Source organism: Bradyrhizobium sp. AUGA SZCCT0177, assembly GCF_018130125.1.
Classification (GTDB): Bacteria; Pseudomonadota; Alphaproteobacteria; order Rhizobiales; family Xanthobacteraceae; genus Bradyrhizobium.
Genome location: NZ_JAFCMA010000008.1, coordinates 125,591 through 146,801 on the forward strand (window position 1 = coordinate 125,591; position 21,211 = coordinate 146,801).

The window sequence follows — 21,211 nt, forward strand, 5'->3', positions numbered from 1 at the left end:
GTAACACCGAGCATCGCGCGGCGGCAGCAAGCCGCCGCCAAGTCAGGAGCAGGTTTGCTGGCCATTTGATGACAGAAACGACACCGACGACGTCGCTGCCGCTTCCCCTTCGGGTCGGCCGCCAGCGCCGATGGCAAGTGCTGCCGATCATTGAAATCGTGGTGCTGGCGATCGCCGTGCTGCTGCCATTCGTCCTCAAGGACTACCTGACGATCTATGCCACGCGGGTTCTGATCCTGTGCCTGTTTGCGCTCTCGTTCGATCTGGTGTGGGGATATGCCGGCATCATGAGCTTCGGGCAGGCCGTGTTCTTCGGTACCGCCGGTTACGGCGTGGCGCTGATAGCGCGCGATCTCGGCGTCACCTCCATCCTGCTGGTGCTGCCGGCCGGGCTTTTGATCGGTTTTTCCTTTGCGCTGCTGCTCGGCGGGTTTCTGCTGCTCGGACGTCATCCATCCAGCGTGATTTTTGTTTCGCTGGGCACGCTGACCGGCTCCTACGCGGCCGACCGCGTGGCGCGGGGCTGGTATTATCTCGGCGGCCAGAACGGCATTCCCTCGATCCCGCCGATGAGCCTCGGCAGCTACGACATCACGGAGGGGCCGGTCTATTATTACATGACGCTCGGTATTCTCCTGGCGGTCTATTTGCTGTGCCGTTTTCTGGTGCGATCGCAATTCGGTCTGGCGCTGGCAGGCCTACGCGAGAACGAGCAGCGGATCGCCTTCTTCGGCTATCAGGTGCAGCGCCTCAAGGCGATCATCTTTTCCTTTGCCGGCGCCGTCGCGGGCCTCGCGGGCAGTCTTTATGCGTTTCACGAAGGGTTCGTCTGGCCCAACATGCTGGGCGTGGTGATCTCGACGCAGGTGGTGCTTTACGTTTTGTTCGGCGGCTCCGGCACGCTGATCGGCGCCGTGATCGGCACGGTCGCGATCGAGGCGGTCAGTTTCTGGCTGTCGAACTCCTATCAGGACATCTGGCCGATCATCCTCGGCGTATTGCTGCTGCTGGTCATCCTGTTTCGGCCCGCCGGCCTGATCAGCCTGATCCTGAGCGAGCGCGAGCGTGTCGGCAATTTCGGCCGGCTGCCGGAGGAGGGCGATCGTGGCTCTTCTTGAAGCGCGCGGCCTGATCAAGATTTTTGGCAAGCTGACGGCGCTGAACGGCGCCGATCTCACCGTTGCCGAAAACGAATTCCACGGCCTGATCGGACCTAACGGTTCGGGCAAGAGCACGCTGATGAAATGCGTCGCCGGCGCGGAAATCCCGACCTCGGGCACCGTGACGTTCGGCGGCCGCGATATCTCGCAAGCCTCGCCAGCGGAGCGGGCGCGCGCCGGCATGAGTCTCAAGTTCCAGATCACCAGCGTGCTGCCGGCGTTGACGCTGTACGACAACATCCTGCTGGCGCTGCAAGCGCAGTGCTCGCTGCCCAGCCTGGTGTTTTCGCGCAGCCGCGGCGTGCTGCACGATCGCGCCATGGCCATGCTTGAACAGTTCCGTCTGGTGGATCGCGCGGCGGAGCCGGCGTCCGCGCTGTCCCACGGCCAGCAGCAATGGCTTGAGATCGCGATGGCGCTGGCGCCCGAGCCAAAACTACTGCTGCTGGACGAACCGACCGGCGGCATGAGCCTTGAGGAACGCCGCGTGACCGGCGAGTTGTTGCAGCCGATCAAGAAAAAATGCTCCCTCGTCATCGTCGAGCACGACCTCGATTTTATCAGGGACATCTGCGACCGGCTGACCGTGCTCGATCAGGGCAGCGTGCTCGATTGCGGATCGGTGTCGCATATCCAGTCGAGCGCCCGGGTTCAGGAGGTCTATCTTCGCCGTGCCTGACCAGGACAGATACCTCAATATCCAAAGCGTCAACGCCGGCTATGGCCGCAGCCAGGTGCTGTTCGGCGTCAGCATGGCCGTGCCGTGGCGCGGCGGCGTCGCCATTCTCGGCCGCAACGGTGCCGGCAAGACCACGCTGATGAAGGCGATCGTCGGCGAACTGCCGCTGCTCGGCGGCGCCGTCAGTCTCGATGGCCGCAGCGTCGGCGCGCTGCCGACCGAGCAGCGCATTCGCCTCGGTGTCGGCTACGTCCCGCAGGAGCACTCCGTATTCGGCAGGCTTTCGGTGCGCGACAATCTTGCCGTCGGCGCATTGACCAACCGTGACAGCCAGGCCGTCAACCGCGTGCTGGAGATATTTCCAAAACTCGGTCAGCGCATGGATCAGGTCGCCGGCACATTGTCCGGCGGCGAACGCAAGATGCTGGCGATCGGCCGCGCGCTGTTGTCGAACCCCCGGGTGTTGTTGCTGGACGAGCCGACCGAAGGCGTCTGGATCGGCGTGATCGAGGAAATCACCGAGCGCCTGATCCTGCTGGCCAAAGATATCGCCATCGTGATCGTCGAGCAGCATCTCGATCTTGCGCTTCGCGTCGCGGACCGCGCCTTCGTGCTCGACCGCGGCAGGGTCGCGCTATCAGGATCGGCGCAGGAAGTCCGCGATGATCCGAGGCTGCTGCAGTATCTGGCGCCTTAGGGTGATGAGATTCCGCGAGGGCGGTGCGCTCCCTCTCCCGCGCTTGCGGGGGAAGGCTGGGGTGGGGGTGCTGCCGCGAGTCAGACTGTTCGTGTGGAGAGAGTTTCCCCCACCCGGATCGCATCTCACGATGCGATCCGACCTCCCCCGCAAGCGGGAGAGGTGAAGCGAGTTTGCCGAACGGCCGAGTCAATTCAACGTCATCGAACTCACGACGCCTGGGCCTGCGCGGCGCGGCGCTCGAAGGTCATCGCTTGCAGCACCTCGGCGAATGCACCTTTGCGGTCGCTGAGCGTTGCCATGGTGAGGCCCGCGCCATTAGCGCCGGCGCGGGTGCGTGAGCGGATCAGGATCCATTCGCCCTCGGGCGGGCGGAAGAAATACAGACTGATCTCGGGATTGATGAACGTCCATTCGCGCATGTCGACGATCTGGCCGACGCCTGAGGCAAAATCCGCGGCCTGCACCGCCTGTAAGAGTGGCGTGTTGGTCTCGCCCTCGACCATGGGCACGTCGAGCCGCATCCATGCCGCCGCGGGTCCCGGCTTTTCCAGCGCGCCTTCAATCAGCCGCACCGAAACGTTCTGGAAATAGCGGCTCCATTTCTGCGCAAAGGCCGGCGGCGGTGTGCCGGATTCCGGCGGCGTGTCGCTGGCCGAATTTTTGGAGAAAGGATCGGCCGGCGACTCGCTGCCCTGCGCGGTCAAGAGTGCCGTACAGCGGCCGATTTCCGTGTCGCCGTCCGTCAGCCGCACCTGGATGGTCTTGGCCTTGCGGCCGTCGCGCAGCATGTCGGTTTCAACGCCGAAGGCGCGCAAGCCCGCGGGCCGCCACAGATCGAAGGTGAGGCGGCGCACGGCAAATCCGCTATTCTCGGCCAGCCGCTCGACCTCGCGCGTCATCAGCGCGGTGGTCGCGCTGCCCTGCAGCATATCGGGCGACCACGGCCCGCCGGCGTGCTCGGTGGCGCGAAAGAGACGGCCTTCCGGCTTGAAAATGGCGGTCATATCGGGCTCCGCGGTTGAATCGTTGCCCGATTTCTACGAAGACCCGTCCGCCGCCACAATAACCGCGGAGGTTATGTAATGGCGGCATGCGGCCCGGGCCCTTGCCCCGGGCCTCAATCGGCTTACTTTCCGGCCATCATTTGAAGCCCGAGGACGCGCCCATGAGCACCATAAAGCCGCTGAAGATCGACATCGTCTCCGACGTGGTCTGCCCGTGGTGCTATATCGGCAAGCGCCGGATCGAGAATGCGCTGGCGCTGGTGCCTGACGTGCCGGTCGAGGTGCGCTGGCGGCCGTTCTTCCTCAATTCCTGGGTGCCGCGCGAGGGCATCAGCCGCGACGAATATCTCACCGCCAAGTTCGGCTCGGTCGAGGCCTACAAGGGCATTGCCGGCCGCGTCGTCACGGCCGCGGGCGAGGAGGGCCTGACCTACCGGCCTGAACTCGTAAAGCGCCAGCCCAACACCACCGATTGCCATCGCCTGATCCACTGGGCGGAAGCGCAAGGCAAATCCGGCGAGATGAAGCAGCGCCTGATGGAATTGTACTTTCGCGACGGCGGCGATCTCACCGATGTCGACGTGCTGGTGCAGGCCGCCGCCGATGTCGGCCTCGACGCCGACGACGTGCGCAAGCGCCTTGCCACCGATGAGGACGTCGCGCTGATCTCGGGCCAGGCGCAGGAAGCGTCCGAGAAGGGCATCTCCGGCGTGCCGACCTTTGTGCTGGCGCAGAAATACGCGATATCAGGCGCCCAGCCCGCCGACCAACTCGCCCGCGCCATCCGCCAGGTGTCGGGAGAGATCAACGCGCAGGCGGCGGAATAGCTCTGTGTCCCGGACGCGGTGCAGCGCTTCTTCAGCGGTGCACCGCAGAGCCGGGACACACGCACGATGGACCCCGGATCAGCGGCTCACCGCTTCGCGCTGCGCCGCATCCGGGGAACGCAGGTAACGGCGATCCCCTCCATAGCGGTTGTCTCCGCACCTCTTTCATGCCCTGATATCCACACAGAACCAAGAAACCACAGGAAAACGCCATGATCTACGAACTGCGAACCTACACCGTAAAGCCCGGCACGCTCGGGGACATGGTGAAGGCGGCGAGCACCGTGTCGGCTGACATCCGCAAGAACGACTACGGCAAGCTCGAGGGCTACTGGATGACCGAGATCGGTCCGCTCAACCAGGTCCTGCATATGTGGAGCTACAACAGTTTCGAGGAGCGCGGACGCCTTCGCGCCGAGCTCGCCAAGAATCCGCGCTGGACGGCCGAGTACATTCCGCTGATCCGCCCGCTCCTGGTCCGTCAGGACGTCCGCCTGATGAACGCGGTGAAGCCGCCGGTGGCCCCGGCATCATCAGGCAATATCTACGAACTGCGCAATTATCGCGGCAAGCCGGCCGGCGGCCTCAAGCAATGGCTCGATGCATTCACGGCGGTACTGCCGGCGCGCGAAAAATATTCAAAGATCGTGGGTTTGTGGACGACCGAAGCGGGCCAGCCCAACGAGGCCTGCCACATCTGGGCCTATCCCGACCTCAACACCCGTGCTGAAGTACGCGCAAACACCATGAAGGATCCGGCCTGGCAGGAATTTCTCGGCAAGGGCCCGGGCTTCCTCGAGGAGATGCACTCGACGATCATGCTGCCGGCGCCGCACTCGCCGTTGAAGTGAGGAGCCTTCTCCCTCGCCCCGCTCTTGCGGGGTCGAGACGAGCTAAGCTCGCTCTTAGAGGGTCGGGGTGAGGGGCCTCTCTCCGCTGATGCGGTGTCGCGATTGGCAGTGTGCCTCGCCCCTCACCCGGATCGCAAGGGCGATCCGACCTCTCCCCGTAAAGGACGGGGAGAGGTGCAGAGGCAGGCTCCTACGTCCCCTTCAAATAATAATTCGCGCGCTTGCCGAGCGCGATGCGGCGCAGTACGCGGCGCATTGCCATCGAGGCGCGGAGCGGTTTGATCGCGGTCGTCACCGTGCGGTAGAAGGCGAGCTTGAGCGCGTCGCGCACCGGCTGCTTGCCGGGCGGCTGCTGCGCCAGGCCGATGCCGCGCAGCATCGAATTGAAGAAGTGCAAATCGTTGAGACGGCGCACTTCGCGCGTCTTCCAGGTGATCGCCATCGAAATCGAGAACGAGTCAGCGGTGCGCACCCAATGCGGCCACTGATACGGCACGTAGCAGCCGTCGCCCGCGAACAGATGAAACTCCTTGCCGCGGGCGGCAAAGCTCTCGTCATATTTCAGATTGCGGTGCTTGGTCATCGAGCGCTCGATCTCGTCGTCGGGCACGATGGCGCGGTCGTTGTTATCGAAGATGGTGAAGAACTTTTCGCCGTGGATGTGCACGAAGAAATTGTCTTCGCTGTCGAGATGGAACGGCGTGGTCGATTTCGGCGAGGACACGAACAGAAAACCTTCGAGCTGCTCGAAGCCGGCGTCGCCTAAGCTGTTGAAGCCGCGGGCGCGCGCCACCGAGAGCAGGGTGTCTTCCAGCAACTGGCGATATTCCGGCGAATTCTCCACGCGCTTGAGCACCATCCAGGCGCCGGCGGTCTCGATGCTCTTCACCACTTCCACGGGATCGAGATCGAGCGAGGGAATGGCGTCGGGATCCTGGCTGATCGCGACCTTGCCGGAATTGTATTCGATCAGATCGCGCGGCAGTTCGGCCGCGAGCTGCGCGATACGCGGCAGCATCAGGAGCGGATGGCCGGCCAGCTTGTGGCGGATCGCGAACGGCTTTAGCGGAAAGTCGCGGCGCAGCGCGTCGTTATCGGCGGCGATGACCGGTGCTACGGCGGTCTGCGTATTCATGAGGATTTCTCCTGGCGTTCCCGGATGAAGCGGATGGCGCGGCGCGCCGGCTCGCGGGCCAGCTTGCGCAGCGTCAAGGCGGTTTGGGCCAGCGTTGCGACCACGTCGCCGCGCCGCAGCGGAAACAGCACGTCGCCGATCGCAAGCCGTCCGCGCCAGATCGGATTGATCATGGGGTGGTCGGCGTTGGCGGTGGAATCGACGAGCGCAATTGTGGGATCGGCGCAGAGATGCCGGGTCAGGTCGAGCGTCAGCTGCACGCCCGGCGAAAATTTCGAAAAGCGTTCATCGACGCCGAGCTTGAAATAGAACGCTCGATCCTGATGTCGCAGCACGATGGCTGATGCCACCGGCGTCTCGCCGGCGCGCAACGTCACGATCTCGCATTGGCCGGTGGCCGCGAGCGCCGAAGTGGCACGGCGGACAAAGGCGGCATCGCCCGCGTGCTGCACCAGCGCCGTGCCGCGCTTGGCTTTCCAGCCGCTGGCTTCCAGGTTGAGGAAGGTCTCGATCGCCGCCGTAACCTCGGCGGGCGTGCGCGCGATGTCGAAATGCACCTCGCCATGGTCGCCAAGCCGGTTACGCTGGCGGCGCAATTCCTTGAGTTTCTTCGGTCCCAGCCCCTCGCGCAGCAACTCATCGGGGTCGAGGGTGGCATCGAGGGCGGCGCGGACATGCGACTGCAGCACGCGAGGCGTGAGACCGTCGCGGGCCAGGACAGCGGTGAAAGCCTTCATCGCGGCGCCGTCCAGCGACATGTCGCGCAGCATCAGCGCGTGGGCGCCGGCCTTGCGCGCGCCGTCCAACAGGCGCCCGGCTGCTTGTTCGGCATGATCGCGGCCCAGCAGCGGCGTGGACAGGGAGCCATAGGGATCGGCGCTGACCCAAACGGGCAGGGGAATCTTGTAGGCCCGCCACATCGAAATAACCGGCATCAACCCGGTCAGCTCGCCGGCATCGCTCCAGGCACTCAATGCAGAAGCACCGACGCGTCCGCGTGCGGAAGCGTTGACCGCCAGTTCCCATTCCGGGAGGTAATAGCCGTTGGGCTCGGCGACGCGCTCCGACAGCGCGCGCCATTGGGCGGCGGGCATTTCGGCAAGCGGCGTCAGCGCACCGGCAGGCGCCACCGGCGCGCGCGTGCGTGCGGCATCCCCTGGCGATGCACGACGGACTACCGCTGTCTCTGCAATCTCGGCCACTTCCCCGTTTCCCCGGTCGCGATGTCGAGAGCGGCACCAACAGGGTGCCGCCTGCTTCCACCACGTTCTGGGGGCAACGCTAGCGTAGAGAAATGGAAAATGCCGGTGGGGCCGCGCTCGGATTTGAGCGGTTATGTTAACGGCTGATTCAGCATGCCGCCGCCGGGCAGATGCTGCGAGGATAAGCGTTCAACCACCTCCGGCCGGGCAAGCGGCTGTCTTGACGGCCCGGATCGCAGGAGTGGGGACGTAGCCCCCGCCGGCGTGAACCGGCGGGAAGTATCTTCGTTAGCCAACTCTCAGATTTTCCGCGGAGGTCTTGCCACGGTTTTCTTTTTCTTCGTAGCTGACCTTGGCGCCCTCATTCAGGGAGCTCAGTCCGGCTTTTTCCACCGCCGAGATATGCACGAACACATCCTTGCCGCCGCTGTCGGGCTGGATAAACCCGAATCCCTTGGTTGCGTTGAACCACTTCACAGTACCTGTCGCCACGTCCGCACTCCCTGTTTTGATCGAGGCCGACAACCTAGGTCGGTCTGAGGGTGCTCCGCAAGGAAAACCCGCCGGGGCGGACCGCCAGGAGGCAACGGACGGCCAAAACCAGCCGGTTGGACTAGGCTGCGCAGTCGTTGGCCACGCGGCCCACTGTGCCTGATGTCACCGATAATCGTTCGGGTTCCATGTGAGGTTACCGGTCTTCATTCGCCCGCTTCGGCCAGCTGGTACCGGACCGGCGTGTGGTGCCAGCCCTCATCGTGCTTGCGCCAATAGATATCCTTCAGCCGCGTCGAGATCGGCCCGGGCCGGTCGTTGCCGAGGATGCGCCCGCCGATGCGCGACGCCGGCATGACGCCGCCGGCGGTGGTCGCGAGAAAGACCTCGTCCGCGTGGTCGAGCGCCGACCGCGGGATCGGCTCGACCGCCGCCTCGATGCCGAGTTCGGCGCACAGGTCCAGCACCGATTGCCGCGTGATTCCGCGCAGGCTGCCGCGGTCGGGCGTGCTCACCCGGCCGTCCCTGACGACAAAGACGTTGAAGCCCGGCCCCTCGGTGAGAAAACCCTGCGCGTCGCACAGCACGGCGGTGTCGAACCCGGCATCGTGCGCCTCCATCAGGCCGGAGGTCAGGTCGTTCCACTGATAGTTCTTCACCGTGGGATCGACCGAGGCGTCGGGCACCCGCGGCGTCGAGGCGATGAATACATGCGCGCCGCGCGCCTGCACGTCTTTCGGCACGACGTCGATCCACGGCAGCGCATACGCGATCAAATGGTTTTCGCAATCCGCCGGCCGGCGCGATCCCATAACCCGCGGCCGTCCGCGCGAGGCCACCATCGCGACATAGGCGTCCGCCAGGCCGGTGAGCGCGACACAGCGATGCAGGATCGCCTCGATCGCGGCGCGGTCTTCCGGCGGATGGATTCTGCGCTTTTCCATCGAGCGCTCGAACCGGTCGAGGTGATCTCGGAGCCGGAAGAAGCCGCCCTTGAACACATGCACGACGTCATAGACGACATCGGAGCGCGTAAATCCCCAATCCGTCACCGGCAGCGTCGCCTCGGCGATCGGAACATAGCGTCCCCGGACGTAGCCGGCTCCATCGGGGTAGGGGGCAGTGGTCATGGGGTGTCTCCCGGTTCATATCCCATAGAGTAGATTAGCCGACTTGTCCGCCGGATCCGACATCCTGGGCCTTCGCCAAGTGCTCAGGGGGTACTGGCCTATTTCCGGCCTCAGTGCCGGTTTTGAGAATCGCAGTGGCCTGATTTGAAACCTGCCGCTACGTTCCCTTGGTTGTACCTGTGGCGACCATTGGAGGTATTTGGGAATGCTAAAGTTCATAGCCCTTGCAGCCATCGCGATAGCGCCGTTCCTGCTCAATGTTGGCGCGGCAAACGCCCAGGGAAAAGCGGGGCTCAGAGGAGATTCGGTTAGGTGTCCCTTAAACACCTGCGGGAAGACAGGGAAAGAACGGGCGAAGAATGTCAAAAACTGTTCCGCGGCGAACTGCCCTAAGAACGGGCCAAAATGAAGGGAATGGGCCGCCTCAGTTGGCGGCCTCTCGCGTAACGCTCTCTCCGCGCGATGTCCCTCGTTTTCTCCGCACCCGCAGGTCAGCCATGACTTTTATGGTCGCCGCAAGGACCAGCGCGCAAAGCGCGGCCTTCGACATCGTCTCCATCGTCCCCTCGATCAGGATGCCGTGGACCACGCTCCCGACGACGATGACAATCGCGAGGGGCATATGGACGACACGCCACGTTCGCGCCCGCAGTCCCAATCGCCGGCGAAGTGCAGCTATGATTGCGACGGCGAAGATTGCCCACATGGCGATCACACCCCAAGGGGAAAACGGCGTCGGCGATGAGAACAGAAGGGCGTCAATCATGTCGGGAGGACTGGTGATCCAGAGGCCCCCGACGTGGACCACCACCGCCACGACCAGCGCGCCTCCGATCCAGTGATGTACACGCCGTCCACGATAAGCCGACAGTCCCGGTAAGTATCCGCCAATCAGCAAAGGCTGAACGAGCACAAGATCCAGTGCGAAAATCCCTGCGAACCCGGCCAGTATGTAGACCGGATCGCGCCATGCGAGCAGCGGGCTCGCTGCCGCAGCGGCGATCGGCACGCAAATGGCTGCTGCAAGGGCGGCCCAGGTCAGGGTCACCTTCGCCAATTTCATCCCTGCGTTCCCAACTCGGTCAGGCCGGCTGAAGGATGAAGTGCGCCTCGAGGCTGGTATCTTTGGCGCTGCGCATCACGGGACGTAGAAAGACGGTTTTGAATTCACCGCTGTCATAGGCGAGGTGACCATGCGGCTGGCCAAAGATCGGAATGATCTGCGGCATCTCGAGGCGGAATGCCCCGTTCTTGTCGGTGAGCGTGGCCCCATGACTACGCTGGTCTCCCTCCCGCCCTTCGGTCGTGTGCGCCCAGATCTGGACGCGCTGCCCGGCAAGCGGGGCCCCGTCGCCTGCGCGGCGTACGGTGCCGGTCATCCAGAAGCCACCCTTGCCGATCCGATCCACGGTCGGCGCGCCCTTGAGGTAGTTGTTGGCTCCGCCCGGCATCGAAGGGGTCGGTGCGAGACCTTCCGCGCGGGCGGGCAACAGCAGCCCGGAAACCCCGGTTGCCAGGACGGAGCCGCCGGCGGCGAGGAGGTTGCGGCGGTTGAGTACGAAGGTGTTCATGTAAATTCCTCCTCGCGACCGTGCAGTTGCTCTGCCCAGAATACAACACCAAGCGCGAGAGGCCCAGTTGAGGGAGGCGAAGCGCGCGATGGGTCGCAATAACAGTGTTGTGAACGGGTGTGCCGGCCGCTCAACCCGCGTCGTTGACGAGGCGTACTCAGCAGCGTCCGGGGGTATTGGTCCTTCGCTCCTGGTCGCCGATGGATGACAGGCGATCGATGGCTTGTCTGCTTCCGGGACCCTAAACGGACATTTCTGCCGATCCGAGCTTTCGTCCTTTCGTCCAAGTTCGCCGAGAGACTGGTCAGAGGAGGGGATAATGCGCGCGTTTCTGCCAGCTGTCTTCTTGCTCATTTCGCTTTGGTCTACCGCGAGTCGATTTTGCTGACGATGGCCGCTCACGGGGATAAAGCAGACCATCACAGCCACGGCCGCCGACGTCTGCTAGGGGCAATTTGAATTTGGGACACCTTCGTTGTCCGATCTGTACATTCTCGCAATCCATACCGCTTTGCATTGCTGTTGAACCTTCGCGAAGTTCCCGTGACCCACACTAAGGGGCTTTGGGACCATAGGAGGTTCTGATGACGAAGCATCGAACGATTACTGGGTTCGTCGCTGTCGCTCTGCTCGCTGTTGCCGCAACCGCTGCCACCATGAGGTCGTCCTCGGTTTGGACCAACGGCTTTGTCGCCTCTACCGGCACAACCATGTTGAAGAGCCTCGAGGTTGACGCGAACAAGCTTCCGGCGGCGAGTTTTGACGATCGCTGGTTCGCGATGTCAACTTCGACACCTGGCACGCCTGAGCGCACGCTCGCGGATCGCTAGGTGCCGCCGCATCGGACGAAATTTGTAATGACCTTAGCGATTGGGTATCCGGCCGCGTGCACGACGGGATGATCAGGGAGGTACATTCACACCACACTGGCAGTCGTTCGAAATTCCAACTTTTCGAAGGAGGCAACGATGAACGTACTGAAATCTGCAATCGTCGGCGTGGTCCTGGTTTCAGCCAATACGCTGGTCCGCGCGGACGTCATCGGCGACTGGAACAACACGGCAGTGGACGTGATGAAGGCAGTCAACGTTGGCGGTAATCCGTGGACGCGCAGCATGGCCCTGGTGAATGTATCCATGTCCGACGCGGTCAACTCGGTGCAGAACCGATATTCCCGTTACGTACCAGAGCTTCCGACTGACCCGAACGCCTCGGCCGAGGCCGCGGCCGCCGCGGCTGCCCGCGAAATTCTCTTGCGCCAGTATCCTGGCCAGAAGGAGCGGATTGAAGCGGCCTTCGCAGAAACGATGAAAGCCATTCCGGACAATCCCGCACGGGCTGCGGGTATTGATTTAGGTGTAAAAGTTGCGGACGCTGTTTTCACGGAACGGCAGAGCGACGCGACAAACACGCCCGACACATATCGTCCGCTCACGACGCCTGGCGTGTGGGTACCGACCACGCCGCCGCTCTTTCCTCAGTATGCGACGGCCAAGCCTTGGGGCATGGAAAGCGCGAGTCAGTTCCGCCCGGGTCCGCCCCCGGCACTCAACGGTGCGCTTTATGCGCGCGATTACAACGAAACCAAGGAAATGGGCGGAGTGAAAAGCACGAAGCGCACCGACGCGCAGTCCGACGTCGTGCGCTTCTGGACACAGGCCAACCTTGGGCCCGCATGGTTCCAGGCTGCCAGGCAGGCTTCCGCTCGTCATAACCTCTCTCCGCCAGAAAGTGCGCGAGTGTTCGCACTGATGTCGATGGCTCTCGCCAACTGCTTCATCCTCGATTGGGACGCCAAATTCCAATACAATTTTTGGCGGCCGATCACCGCGATCCGCAACGGCGACCAGGACAGTAACGATGCGACTGAACGCGACGCCGGGTGGCAGCCTCTGAACACCACGCCGATGCATCCGGAATACCCGTCGCAGGCGGGCATCAACGCGGGTGCGGCGCGAACCGTTCTGGAAGCTGTTTTCGGCAACGGGACGGAAGAATTCGTCGCGACCGACATTTCCGACGCCCGCCATTCACGCAAATTCACCAGCTTTGCGCAACTGGCCCAGGAGCACAAAGAGGTGCGCATCTGGGGCGGTATTCATTTCCGCAATTCGCTGGACGTCGGAGATGCGATGGGTCGCAAGGTCGCTGATCATCTCGTGGCAAACTACATGAGGCCGACGAGGTAGGCCCATGCTCGGAGCCATCTCAAGGCGCCTGCTTACTGGCGGCGCGTTGTTGCTCTCCGTGTTCCTTGCCGCTGATGCGGCGGAGACCGACGACGATATGCCCGACCTTGTGGACCAGATCAAAGGGATGGCCTTGGAGGTCGCGCTCGAGTTGCAGCAGATCTGTCCCCCTGCTGCCCCCTCGGACCAGGCAGCCTTCGACCAATGCCGGCGCAGCCTATTCGGCGACTCCGCGCTGCGGCGCAGCCTCGCGACGAGACTCCTGTGGGGCCGCCGGAATCAGGACGCCGGGGCATCGCTCAATAACACCAATCTCACGCAGTTCGCGCCCGATGTCATTGCCGGCCTCTACTTGCCGCTGTTCATGTTCAGCGGTGAGTACGGCACCGAGTACGTCGAGCGCGAGCGATTGTACCTGATCCGTCTGCGTGCAGGGTTCCGCAACCTGTTGCCGCCTGGGCAGTTTCCGTATCCGTTCTGGCATCAAGAGGCGAAGTGGGGTGTTTATCAGACCGCCAATTCGGTTCTGCTCTGGGTCAATCCTAAGACCGCGAAGATCGTCATCGGGCAATTTACCGAGCGGGGCAGCGATAGCCCTGTTGTCTCCACCGAACCGATATGGCCCAAGTTTGACGGCAAATGGATGTGGATGGACAAGGAAGGAAGCATCCAGCCGCGCGTGACGCTCTTCGACGGTTTGTTCCGACATAACAATCCCCATCTGCCAAGGCTCGACTCCACCTACAGGACGCTGGCGTTGCGGATGCGCGACGCGCAATGCGACAGTTGTCACCTGCCGAACAACCCCATGCCGATGCGCCGCTTGGTGCTTATGCACACACCGGCCCACGCGGCAGGCGAGATTGCGCGGCTAATGACGGCGGTGCGTGAGGACAGGATGCCGCTGGACGATAGCGGCGCCGAGCAGCCGCTCGAACCTGCGCTCAAACGTGCGCTACTTGAAAGCGGCGCAGCTTTCGAAGAGTCGGTGATGGCCGCAAAAGAGTGGGAAGCGGCACACCCGGATTGAAAGGCACTCGACAGATCTCGTCGTCATGGGAGGTCAAGCAGATAATCACGGCCCCAGCAATTCAAGATCGCGCTGCGTTTGAGCCCGTTGGATCCATTGATCTTCAACACCCAGAACGGGCTGGCCATGGCCTATTTTTAGCTGGCCGCAACGAGGATGCCTCATCGTGGGCGGCAGCCGCTACCAGACAACAACCCAAATTTGTGGCCGGACAATACGTTCTGGCGGCATGCCGTGTGATGTCCGGACGGGTCGATCAAGCACGAGAGGCCTGTGCGCACGCAATGCAACTGGATCCAAACCTGCGCATTTCCGGAATCCTGGCGCGATATCGTCGACCTGACCATATCGAAAGATGGGCGCAGGCTTTCCGGATCGTTGGCATGCCGGAATGACCGTTGTTGGTACGTTTCGGAAGTGGCGGCCTTGATGCGTGATGTCTGCTGTTTGGGAAAGAGCGGACGTTAGGTTTGAGGCCACGACCGCATCCGGTTCCAGAATTAACCCGCAGCGAGCGTATCAAGCTTAATACGCGAGTTTCGTTGCCGCGTGCGAACGCAGGCCTATCATTCCGGGTAGTCGTGCGGATTTGAGAGGTGTCCAGATCACCAATCCAGCGTACCGCTCGACTAGGGGCGCCGCTGTAGGCGGCGTCCCGCTCAAATTGATCCTGCTGCACGCTTCACGGGACTGCCATGTCGACTGTCGAGCAAGTGCTAAAGTCCGCAGGTCGAGAGCGTCGCGCGATCGGCCGGACGCACATCAATCGGGGCGCGCTGTTATACTTTCATGGCGGGGCCGGTGTCCTTCCTTGTTGCGTTCGCGACGTGACGAATTCTGGAGCCGGCGTTCGTTTGGAGCGGCTAAACGTGTTGCCGGTGGAATTCGATCTGTCGTTCGATAATTTTCGGACGGTTCGGGAGTGTCGCTTGGTCTGGCGAGACGCTGACTTCGTCGGCGTCGCGTTCGGGGCCTGACCGTTGGGATCCAAAGCATGACGAAACGCGAACGCGGCGATCTAATTTATGGAGTCGTCGCGAGTGCGTTCGTATTTGTATTCATGATCATCATGATTTTCTCGCAATGATGGTTTCGCTTGTCGGAGGTTTCGCAGCGGCGCGGCGAGAGACCTGCAGATTGATCTGGAACCAGTTCATAGGCGGCGAAATGAGGCCGAGCCGAACGGGGGCACGCTTTCTAAGCAATGGAACGATTGTTGCCGAGATTGCTTGATTCTACACGACCGGGTGCAACGTCCCCCACGGTGTACCCGATGAAAGACGGCCCCAGTCGCTGCCCCGCCGCTGGGGCCGTTTTCCGCTTGTGTTAGGGACTCAGGACCCCAACACCCCCTGATCAACGGCCAAGTCAGTGTCGTCGCCGATGTGGTTTGGGCTTCGGAGGGTCTGTTCCAGTAATTGCGCGATACCACGCGGCGTCTGATTGTGCGCGCGCTCTGGCAGCGGCAAGGTTGGATTGTCCACGATGGAACTGACTTAGGCCTAGGTAGCAATCGGTGCGCACGGGTCCGTGAGGTATTGCTTCGCAGCTCACCTGCGCGCTCGCAACGGCGGGAGAGACCGCCAACAAGATTGCGACGACACCTACGGTCCAATATGTCATGCCGCCTCCAGGCGATTTGCTCACGCTGGCCGGTCGGACTTTCATCAAGTCGCTTGTTCTTCCGTCTGGACGGCCGTCTCAAACGGCAGCCCGGGCTTTGCGATGCCAACGCGCGCTGTGCTGCCCTTTAAGGGATTAGTTACCAGTCATTGTCAAGCTTTCCGCCATTGCAGATAGGTCGCGACGAGCGATAGCGAATTTCCGAAACGCTTTAATCCGACCGGCCCGGTTGGCGGTCTCCATAGGAGGCCCACTATGTTCAAGGGCTTCGTGATTGCAGTCTTGCTTATGCTTGGTGCATCGCAGCTAGATCAGTACTTCTGTAATGGCAGGTACACCGACGGTACTATGTCGATGCTGCGACAAATCAGGCACTCCTTTCGCAGTTGAAGGTCGCTTCGGTGGACGCCGCTGCGCGCAGGGTCCCGCGTCTGCGAAGGTTTACGCAGTCGAGCCCTATAACTACCGCTGGTTACTTCCGGCCAGCGACTGTTGCTCGCCCTTTGGTGCACGGCTTCGCGCATCATCGTATCCAGCGCGATAGCGCCCGATTACGCCGGTAGTTGGCCGCTGGTATGTCCGTTCACCGCGGTAGACCGGAAGTCGCCGTGGTCCGGTCAAACCGACGCGAATGATCCAAAGCGGACGTCAGCCGTACGCCTTGCAGCGATGACGCGAACCGTTAGTATCACGCGGAATGATCGCAATGTCCGCCCTGGGGCGTAAAGCAGACATACAACGACGTATCATGAGAAGTTGAGAGGGAGACCCGTTACATGAGCATCGCCGATCCCAACAAAACGATCCTGACGGGCGAGAACCCGTTTATCCGCTTGAGCCCGAAGGACGGCGAACCGAACTCGACAGAGGCGAGCTATTGGCGGATCATTTTTTCGCCGGCTGGTCCCGGACACGTTCTCTACTTGAAGAGCGAGCTGACGGAAGGTCGCTGGCGCATTTACTCCGACAACATCGCGATGGCGCGGTGGCTGCAGTCTACCGTACAGGGCATGCTCAATGCCGAACTTTCCGACATAGCCATCCCTTGTGCGGACGCGCAATTCTCCAAAGCCGGAGATCCGCGCTACTTCTGGACTGAACATATCAAGTCGCACGGCGAAGACATCTCACTTACCTGGTTCGATATCGGCGAACCGCTGCTCATCCACTCGCAGCCGAACCAGATTCCCGACCGGCGCTACGGCGTGTGCACCGTGCTGATCCCGGCGCTCGGCACGCGTCTCGTCCGCAACGGCGTCGAGGCGCAGGGCCGATCCTGGCCGCGGGAGCGCGAGGGGCGGCCATTCTCGACGTCGGCGTTGGCATTCTCGGAAAGCTGGACGGAAGCGGTCTGAGGCGGAGCTGCCAATCAGTCTCCGCCTTCTCCGAGCCTTGCATCAGCCGGAACATGTCGAATTGACGAGAAGGCGCCTCATGCTGCCGGCTACGCACTCATGATCTCTGTACGTCCGCTCGTTGGTGTCTGCTGCTGGCACCTGGCGGACAGCGACATATTAGCGAGCCCGCTTTGCCGCCAGAAGCGGGCATTTCGGGTTGGCTTTTGACGGTGGGCTCAATTGGTCAGCGCAACACTCTAATTTTTTAGCAAAGCTGGAGTGTGGACAAGAAACAGCGACGTCGCATTTACTAGGCGGCGCCTATTGTCCGTGACGGTCAGCCACACCTGGCCTGTTTTCCCTTTCTGACCCATCGGCACACCGGCGAGTTTGGCCTCCGAGCGCGGCTTTTGACACGGCCTTGACATGCGCATAGCCAGACACCGGCCACCAAGTATGCTACTGACGGTTTAATTTCCGAGCCTTGGGGGTGCCCTTGAGCAACCAGCATTTAGAGCGGCGACTCGCGGCGATTCTGGTGGCGGATGTTGCGGGTTCTTGCCGCTTGATAGGAATCGACGAAGAAGGGACCGTAGAGCAACTCAAGGTTCTGAGAGCGGTCCTCTTTGACCCCAAAGTCACCGAGTATCGTGGACGCATCGTCAAGAACACGGGTGACGGCGCGCTTGTCGAGTTCGCTAGTGTGGTCGACGCCGTGCGATGTGCCGACGAAATTCAACGCGGTGTGGCCGAACGAAACGTTAACGTGCCACAGAACGAACGGATCGAGCTTCGTATAGGCATTCACGTCGGTGATATCATCATAGAAGAGCATGATATCTATGGTGACGCGGTCAATATTGCTGTGCGCCTCGAAGGGATTGCAGAACCGGGTGGCATCTGCATTTCCGAGGATGCCCGCCGACAGATTCGGGCCAAGGTCGGCCTCGATTACGACGATATGGGTTCTCGGACATTGAAGAATATCACCGAACCGATACACGTCTGGCGGGTTCGCCCAAACGGTCCAACCACTGCACTTGATGGTCAGACGGCATTCCGCGAACTACTTGCAGTGCGATCTGCTACTGGCACGGCTGAATCAGAATGGCCACCCCAGTCAATGGCCGGCGACCAAAACGCGCCGGCTCTTTCAGTGCTGACCGATCCGAGATCGCACCAGATGGTCGGGCGTGACGCCACACTCCAGTCGTTGGAACGGATAACCCAACGCATGCTGACCGGGCAGCGACAAATCGCTCTCGTCACTGGAGAGGCTGGAATCGGTAAGACGGCCTTCATCGAAATGGCCGTGGCCCAGTTAGCGCAGCACGGCGTCGATTTGTTGTACGGGCGTTGCACGGAGAGGTTTGGAACCGATGAAGTCTTCCTGCCCCTGATCGACGCTCTGGTAACCCGCTGTCGCGCGGCAGATGGTGAAGAACTGCTGACGGCAATTCGTAACCACGCGCCAACCTGGCTGCTGCACATACCGGGCGCGGTCGATGCGGCCGAGCGTGCTGCGCTCCAAAGCGAAGTATTTGGCGCCACCCGCGAGCGCATGCTGCGCGAATTTTGCGATCTCTTGGAAGCACTGAGTACAATTCGTCCGTGGGCCTTTGTTCTTGAGGATTTACATTGGAGCGACTTTGCAACGCTGGACATGCTGTCTCGCTTTGCGCGAGGCACTCGCAAGGCGTCGGTGCTGGTGCTGGGTTCTTATCGGCCGGCTGATAGTGCCATTGGCGGTCATCCAATCCGGCGGTTGCATCAGGATCTGGAGATCCACGGGTGTTGCACCGAGTTGCGACTAGATCGATTGTCGCGCGCGGCAGTCGAGCAATATGTTGGGCTGCGATTTGGCGACAGCGCGTTCGCTCCAGCCATGGCCGGCGCCGTGTTCGAGCGAACCCAAGGGCAGCCCTTGTTCATCGCATCGCTGCTCAAGCATTACATCGATCAGCGAGCGGTTGTCGAAATGGACGGCGTCTGGCGCCTGTCATCGGAGAAGGCGATTTCTCAGGATGATGTGCCGGACGACTTGCTGAATATGATCACCTATCAGGTAACCCGCCTTACGGAAGAGGAGCGGCGGCTGCTCAACGTTGCCAGCGTGGCCGGTGTGGAGTTTTCTGCGGCGCTGGTGGCCGCGGGCTTGTTGCGCGACACCGTCGAGGTTGAACGTGACCTGGATACATTAGCCCGCAAGGACCATATGTTGGTCCGGGCGAGTGCAACCGACTGGCCGGATGGCACGTATTCGGGATCATATGCCTTCCGTCATATTCTCTATCAAAATGTCATTTATCAGCATCTTGCAACGGGAGAGCGCGTGCAATTGCACAGGCGCTTGGGCAATCGATTGGAAAAGGCGTTTGATCACCGCACCTCGGAAATCGCATCGGTGCTCGCGCTCCATTTTGAGCAAGGCCGCGATTTTGCAAGCGCCTTGCGCTATCTCGCACAAGCGGCGGAAAGTTCCGCCAAGCGGCTCGGCCACTCGGAAGCGGCCAGCTATCTGACGCGCGGTCTAAGTATTCTTGATCGCTCCGATGCGGCCGACCGGTTCCGGGCGCGCATTTCCGTATTGCGACAGCGTAGCCTGGCCCTTCGCTCAAGTGGCAATCTCGCCGGCTCCGTAAGTGATCTCAACGAAATGATTGCCTGCGCACGACAAGCCGGCGAGCTTCGGCAGGAGGTCGCCGGGCTTCTCGCGCTTAGTCGGTACTGCTTGCATGCCGATCGGAAAGCCTGCCTCAAGGCAGCTGAAGATGTGCTGGCCAGAAGCCAAAACCTCGAGGATGACGCCTTCAAGGCTATGGTCCAAGGCAGCAGCGCCAGCATCAACCTGTATCTCAAGGGATGGCAGGACAAGGATGCCGCTCTTTGCAGGAAAGCGATGGAATTGAGCGAAGGCGCGCAAGACCACGGCACGCTGCTCCGTCGTTACGGGATCGAGGGCATTCTCGACTGTTGGAGGTCGCGGTACCAGGAGTGTCGTCGCTCCGCCGCGCATGGAAAACGCTTGGCAAGCGAGGCCGGAGATGTGTACGTCTTCGTCATTTTCAACATCCTGGACTCGACCGCGCTAATCCATCTGGGCAAGTGGCGGGAACTGCAGCTCGAAACCACGACGGCCATGGAGTTGGCGACGAAGAACGCAAACGCACCGGCCAGTGCGTTGTGCCGTTTGACACTCGCATGGATGCACGCCGAGGCGATGGATTTTGATGGAGCCCGGGCGCTCTGCGAAAGCGTCGACGACAGGATCCTCAACAGAAATCAGTTCGCCTATTTTATTCATCGAGCGGTCTTGGCGAAGGCCTTCGTAGGACTGGGCGACCTGGGACAAGCAAGCAAACAATTCGACGATGTCCAGCACCGCCTCGAGGAGGATGGCGTCCCGCTGGACTTCACGATATTCACCCAACTCTATTATTGCCTGGGTGAATATTGTCTGCGGATTGCCGAATTGAATAAGGCGCGTAGTTGGGCCGTCCAGCTTCGCGACTACGCCGCTCCGGCGCCCGATCGCAATCATCTGGCGCTCGCCCATGGTCTGTTGGCCCGGATTGCGTTTGCGGCAGGCGACTGGGAGGAGGCACGGGATCACTTGTCCCGCGCCTTGCCGATTGTCGACGATGCCGATTTTCCTCTCGCCGCCTGGAGAGTTTATAGCGCCGCTACCGAAATCTACATGAGTATGGGAGAAACCGAGGAGGCGATTAAATACCAGAACCGCTTTTCGACGGTTCTACGCACTCTCGCGAAAAATTTTGATGCCGACGATTACCTGCACAAGTGTTTGTTGACGGCTGTGGCGACGTATACGGCTCGATGGGGTCTTGCCGTCTAACGCCTGTTTGCCCTGCGGTTCTTAACCTGCTCGCTGCCACGCGGAAGTTAATGCTGCCGCAGCAATCTTTTGGTGCCTTCGTTCTGCGCGCGACGGATGCGACAAATCAACCCGACGGGCAAATCAGTTCTTATTTTCAGAAATCAGTCAAGTCTAACATTTCGGAAAAACAAAAATATTCCACTTCCCTTCGACCCCAAATCACCAGCACATTCTCACCCATCCCGTCCCACTCAGAGGGGCGTTGGCCATCGTCACAACGAGGGACGGGTCGCGGTGGACGCCTGGTTCACGTCTGACGACGGCGTGGATTAAGCGTACGGCAAAACCGTGTGGTCCTGGCGCCCGTTGCAGGCGTCAAGCTGTCGGAGAAGCGCAAGCGGAAACGGCAGTGACGGAGTCAACCAAGAACTCGTCTCCGGGGA

At 61.5% G+C, this 21,211-nt stretch carries 17 protein-coding genes; 10 read left to right on the forward strand and 7 right to left on the reverse strand.

The annotated features are described in order from the left end of the window. Positions 1 to 68 precede the first annotated feature (68 nt). From JQ597_RS11820 to JQ597_RS11830, 3 genes are all read left to right on the forward strand, one after another. Positions 69 to 1,118, forward strand: a complete 1,050-nt coding sequence (locus JQ597_RS11820) for a branched-chain amino acid ABC transporter permease (RefSeq protein ID WP_212264338.1) — start codon at positions 69 to 71, stop codon at positions 1,116 to 1,118. Then, complete coding sequence (locus JQ597_RS11825; RefSeq protein WP_212264339.1) at positions 1,105 to 1,839, forward strand: ABC transporter ATP-binding protein; 735 nt, start codon at positions 1,105 to 1,107, stop codon at positions 1,837 to 1,839. Before JQ597_RS11820 ends, JQ597_RS11825 begins: the two co-directional genes overlap by 14 nt. A 73-nt stretch (positions 1,840 to 1,912) precedes the next feature. After that, complete coding sequence (locus tag JQ597_RS11830; protein WP_249133370.1) at positions 1,913 to 2,536, forward strand: ABC transporter ATP-binding protein; 624 nt, start codon at positions 1,913 to 1,915, stop codon at positions 2,534 to 2,536. Between the two features lie 209 nt (positions 2,537 to 2,745). On the opposite strand, the gene JQ597_RS11835 is transcribed toward JQ597_RS11830, so the two are convergent. Further along, the gene (locus JQ597_RS11835; RefSeq protein ID WP_212264341.1) at positions 2,746 to 3,543 is read right to left on the reverse strand and encodes a thioesterase family protein; all 798 of its coding nucleotides are present in this window, start codon (positions 3,541 to 3,543) and stop codon (positions 2,746 to 2,748) included. A gap of 161 nt (positions 3,544 to 3,704) precedes the next feature. On the opposite strand from JQ597_RS11835, the gene JQ597_RS11840 reads away from it, so the two are divergent. Together JQ597_RS11840 and JQ597_RS11845 are read left to right on the forward strand one after the other, a co-directional pair. Next, complete coding sequence (locus tag JQ597_RS11840) at positions 3,705 to 4,370, forward strand: DsbA family oxidoreductase (RefSeq protein ID WP_212264342.1); 666 nt, start codon at positions 3,705 to 3,707, stop codon at positions 4,368 to 4,370. A 212-nt stretch (positions 4,371 to 4,582) separates the two neighbouring features. Next, positions 4,583 to 5,221: an NIPSNAP family protein gene (locus tag JQ597_RS11845; protein WP_212264343.1), complete on the forward strand. Its 639-nt coding sequence runs from the start codon at positions 4,583 to 4,585 to the stop codon at positions 5,219 to 5,221. A gap of 190 nt (positions 5,222 to 5,411) precedes the next feature. Here the strand turns inward: JQ597_RS11845 and JQ597_RS11850 are convergent, their stop codons facing one another. From JQ597_RS11850 to JQ597_RS11875, 6 genes are all read right to left on the reverse strand, one after another. Then, positions 5,412 to 6,356: a cupin-like domain-containing protein gene (locus JQ597_RS11850; protein WP_212264344.1), complete on the reverse strand. Its 945-nt coding sequence runs from the start codon at positions 6,354 to 6,356 to the stop codon at positions 5,412 to 5,414. Further along, positions 6,353 to 7,558 carry a GNAT family N-acetyltransferase gene (locus JQ597_RS11855; protein WP_349628811.1) on the reverse strand — a complete coding sequence of 402 codons (1,206 nt, stop codon included), beginning with the start codon at positions 7,556 to 7,558 and terminating at the stop codon, positions 6,353 to 6,355. Before JQ597_RS11855 ends, JQ597_RS11850 begins: the two co-directional genes overlap by 4 nt. A gap of 288 nt (positions 7,559 to 7,846) precedes the next feature. After that, positions 7,847 to 8,050, reverse strand: a complete 204-nt coding sequence (locus tag JQ597_RS11860) for a cold-shock protein (protein ID WP_192734282.1) — start codon at positions 8,048 to 8,050, stop codon at positions 7,847 to 7,849. A gap of 206 nt (positions 8,051 to 8,256) precedes the next feature. Then, positions 8,257 to 9,180, reverse strand: coding sequence for an aminotransferase class IV (locus JQ597_RS11865; RefSeq protein WP_212264345.1), 924 nt, complete (start codon positions 9,178 to 9,180; stop codon positions 8,257 to 8,259). Between the two features lie 424 nt (positions 9,181 to 9,604). Further along, on the reverse strand, positions 9,605 to 10,243 hold the full coding sequence (locus JQ597_RS11870) for a ferric reductase-like transmembrane domain-containing protein (RefSeq protein ID WP_212264346.1): 639 nt from the start codon (positions 10,241 to 10,243) through the stop codon (positions 9,605 to 9,607). Between the two features lie 19 nt (positions 10,244 to 10,262). After that, complete coding sequence (locus JQ597_RS11875; RefSeq protein WP_212264347.1) at positions 10,263 to 10,751, reverse strand: peptidase associated/transthyretin-like domain-containing protein; 489 nt, start codon at positions 10,749 to 10,751, stop codon at positions 10,263 to 10,265. A 584-nt stretch (positions 10,752 to 11,335) separates the two neighbouring features. Here JQ597_RS11875 and JQ597_RS11880 point away from each other — a divergent pair. The 5 genes from JQ597_RS11880 to JQ597_RS11900 all read left to right on the forward strand — a co-directional run bounded on the left by JQ597_RS11880 (position 11,336) and on the right by JQ597_RS11900 (position 20,786). Then, positions 11,336 to 11,581, forward strand: a complete 246-nt coding sequence (locus tag JQ597_RS11880) for a hypothetical protein (RefSeq protein ID WP_212264348.1) — start codon at positions 11,336 to 11,338, stop codon at positions 11,579 to 11,581. Between the two features lie 138 nt (positions 11,582 to 11,719). Beyond that, entirely contained in the window at positions 11,720 to 12,940 is a 1,221-nt protein-coding gene (locus tag JQ597_RS11885) for a vanadium-dependent haloperoxidase (protein ID WP_212264349.1), read from the forward strand. A 4-nt stretch (positions 12,941 to 12,944) separates the two neighbouring features. Beyond that, positions 12,945 to 13,970 carry a hypothetical protein gene (locus tag JQ597_RS11890; protein WP_212264350.1) on the forward strand — a complete coding sequence of 342 codons (1,026 nt, stop codon included), beginning with the start codon at positions 12,945 to 12,947 and terminating at the stop codon, positions 13,968 to 13,970. 2,399 nt (positions 13,971 to 16,369) lie between these two features. Continuing rightward, positions 16,370 to 16,948 carry a hypothetical protein gene (locus JQ597_RS11895; protein ID WP_212264351.1) on the forward strand — a complete coding sequence of 193 codons (579 nt, stop codon included), beginning with the start codon at positions 16,370 to 16,372 and terminating at the stop codon, positions 16,946 to 16,948. A 478-nt stretch (positions 16,949 to 17,426) separates the two neighbouring features. After that, positions 17,427 to 20,786, forward strand: a complete 3,360-nt coding sequence (locus JQ597_RS11900; protein ID WP_249147717.1) for an AAA family ATPase — start codon at positions 17,427 to 17,429, stop codon at positions 20,784 to 20,786. The last annotated feature ends 425 nt before the right edge of the window (positions 20,787 to 21,211 follow it).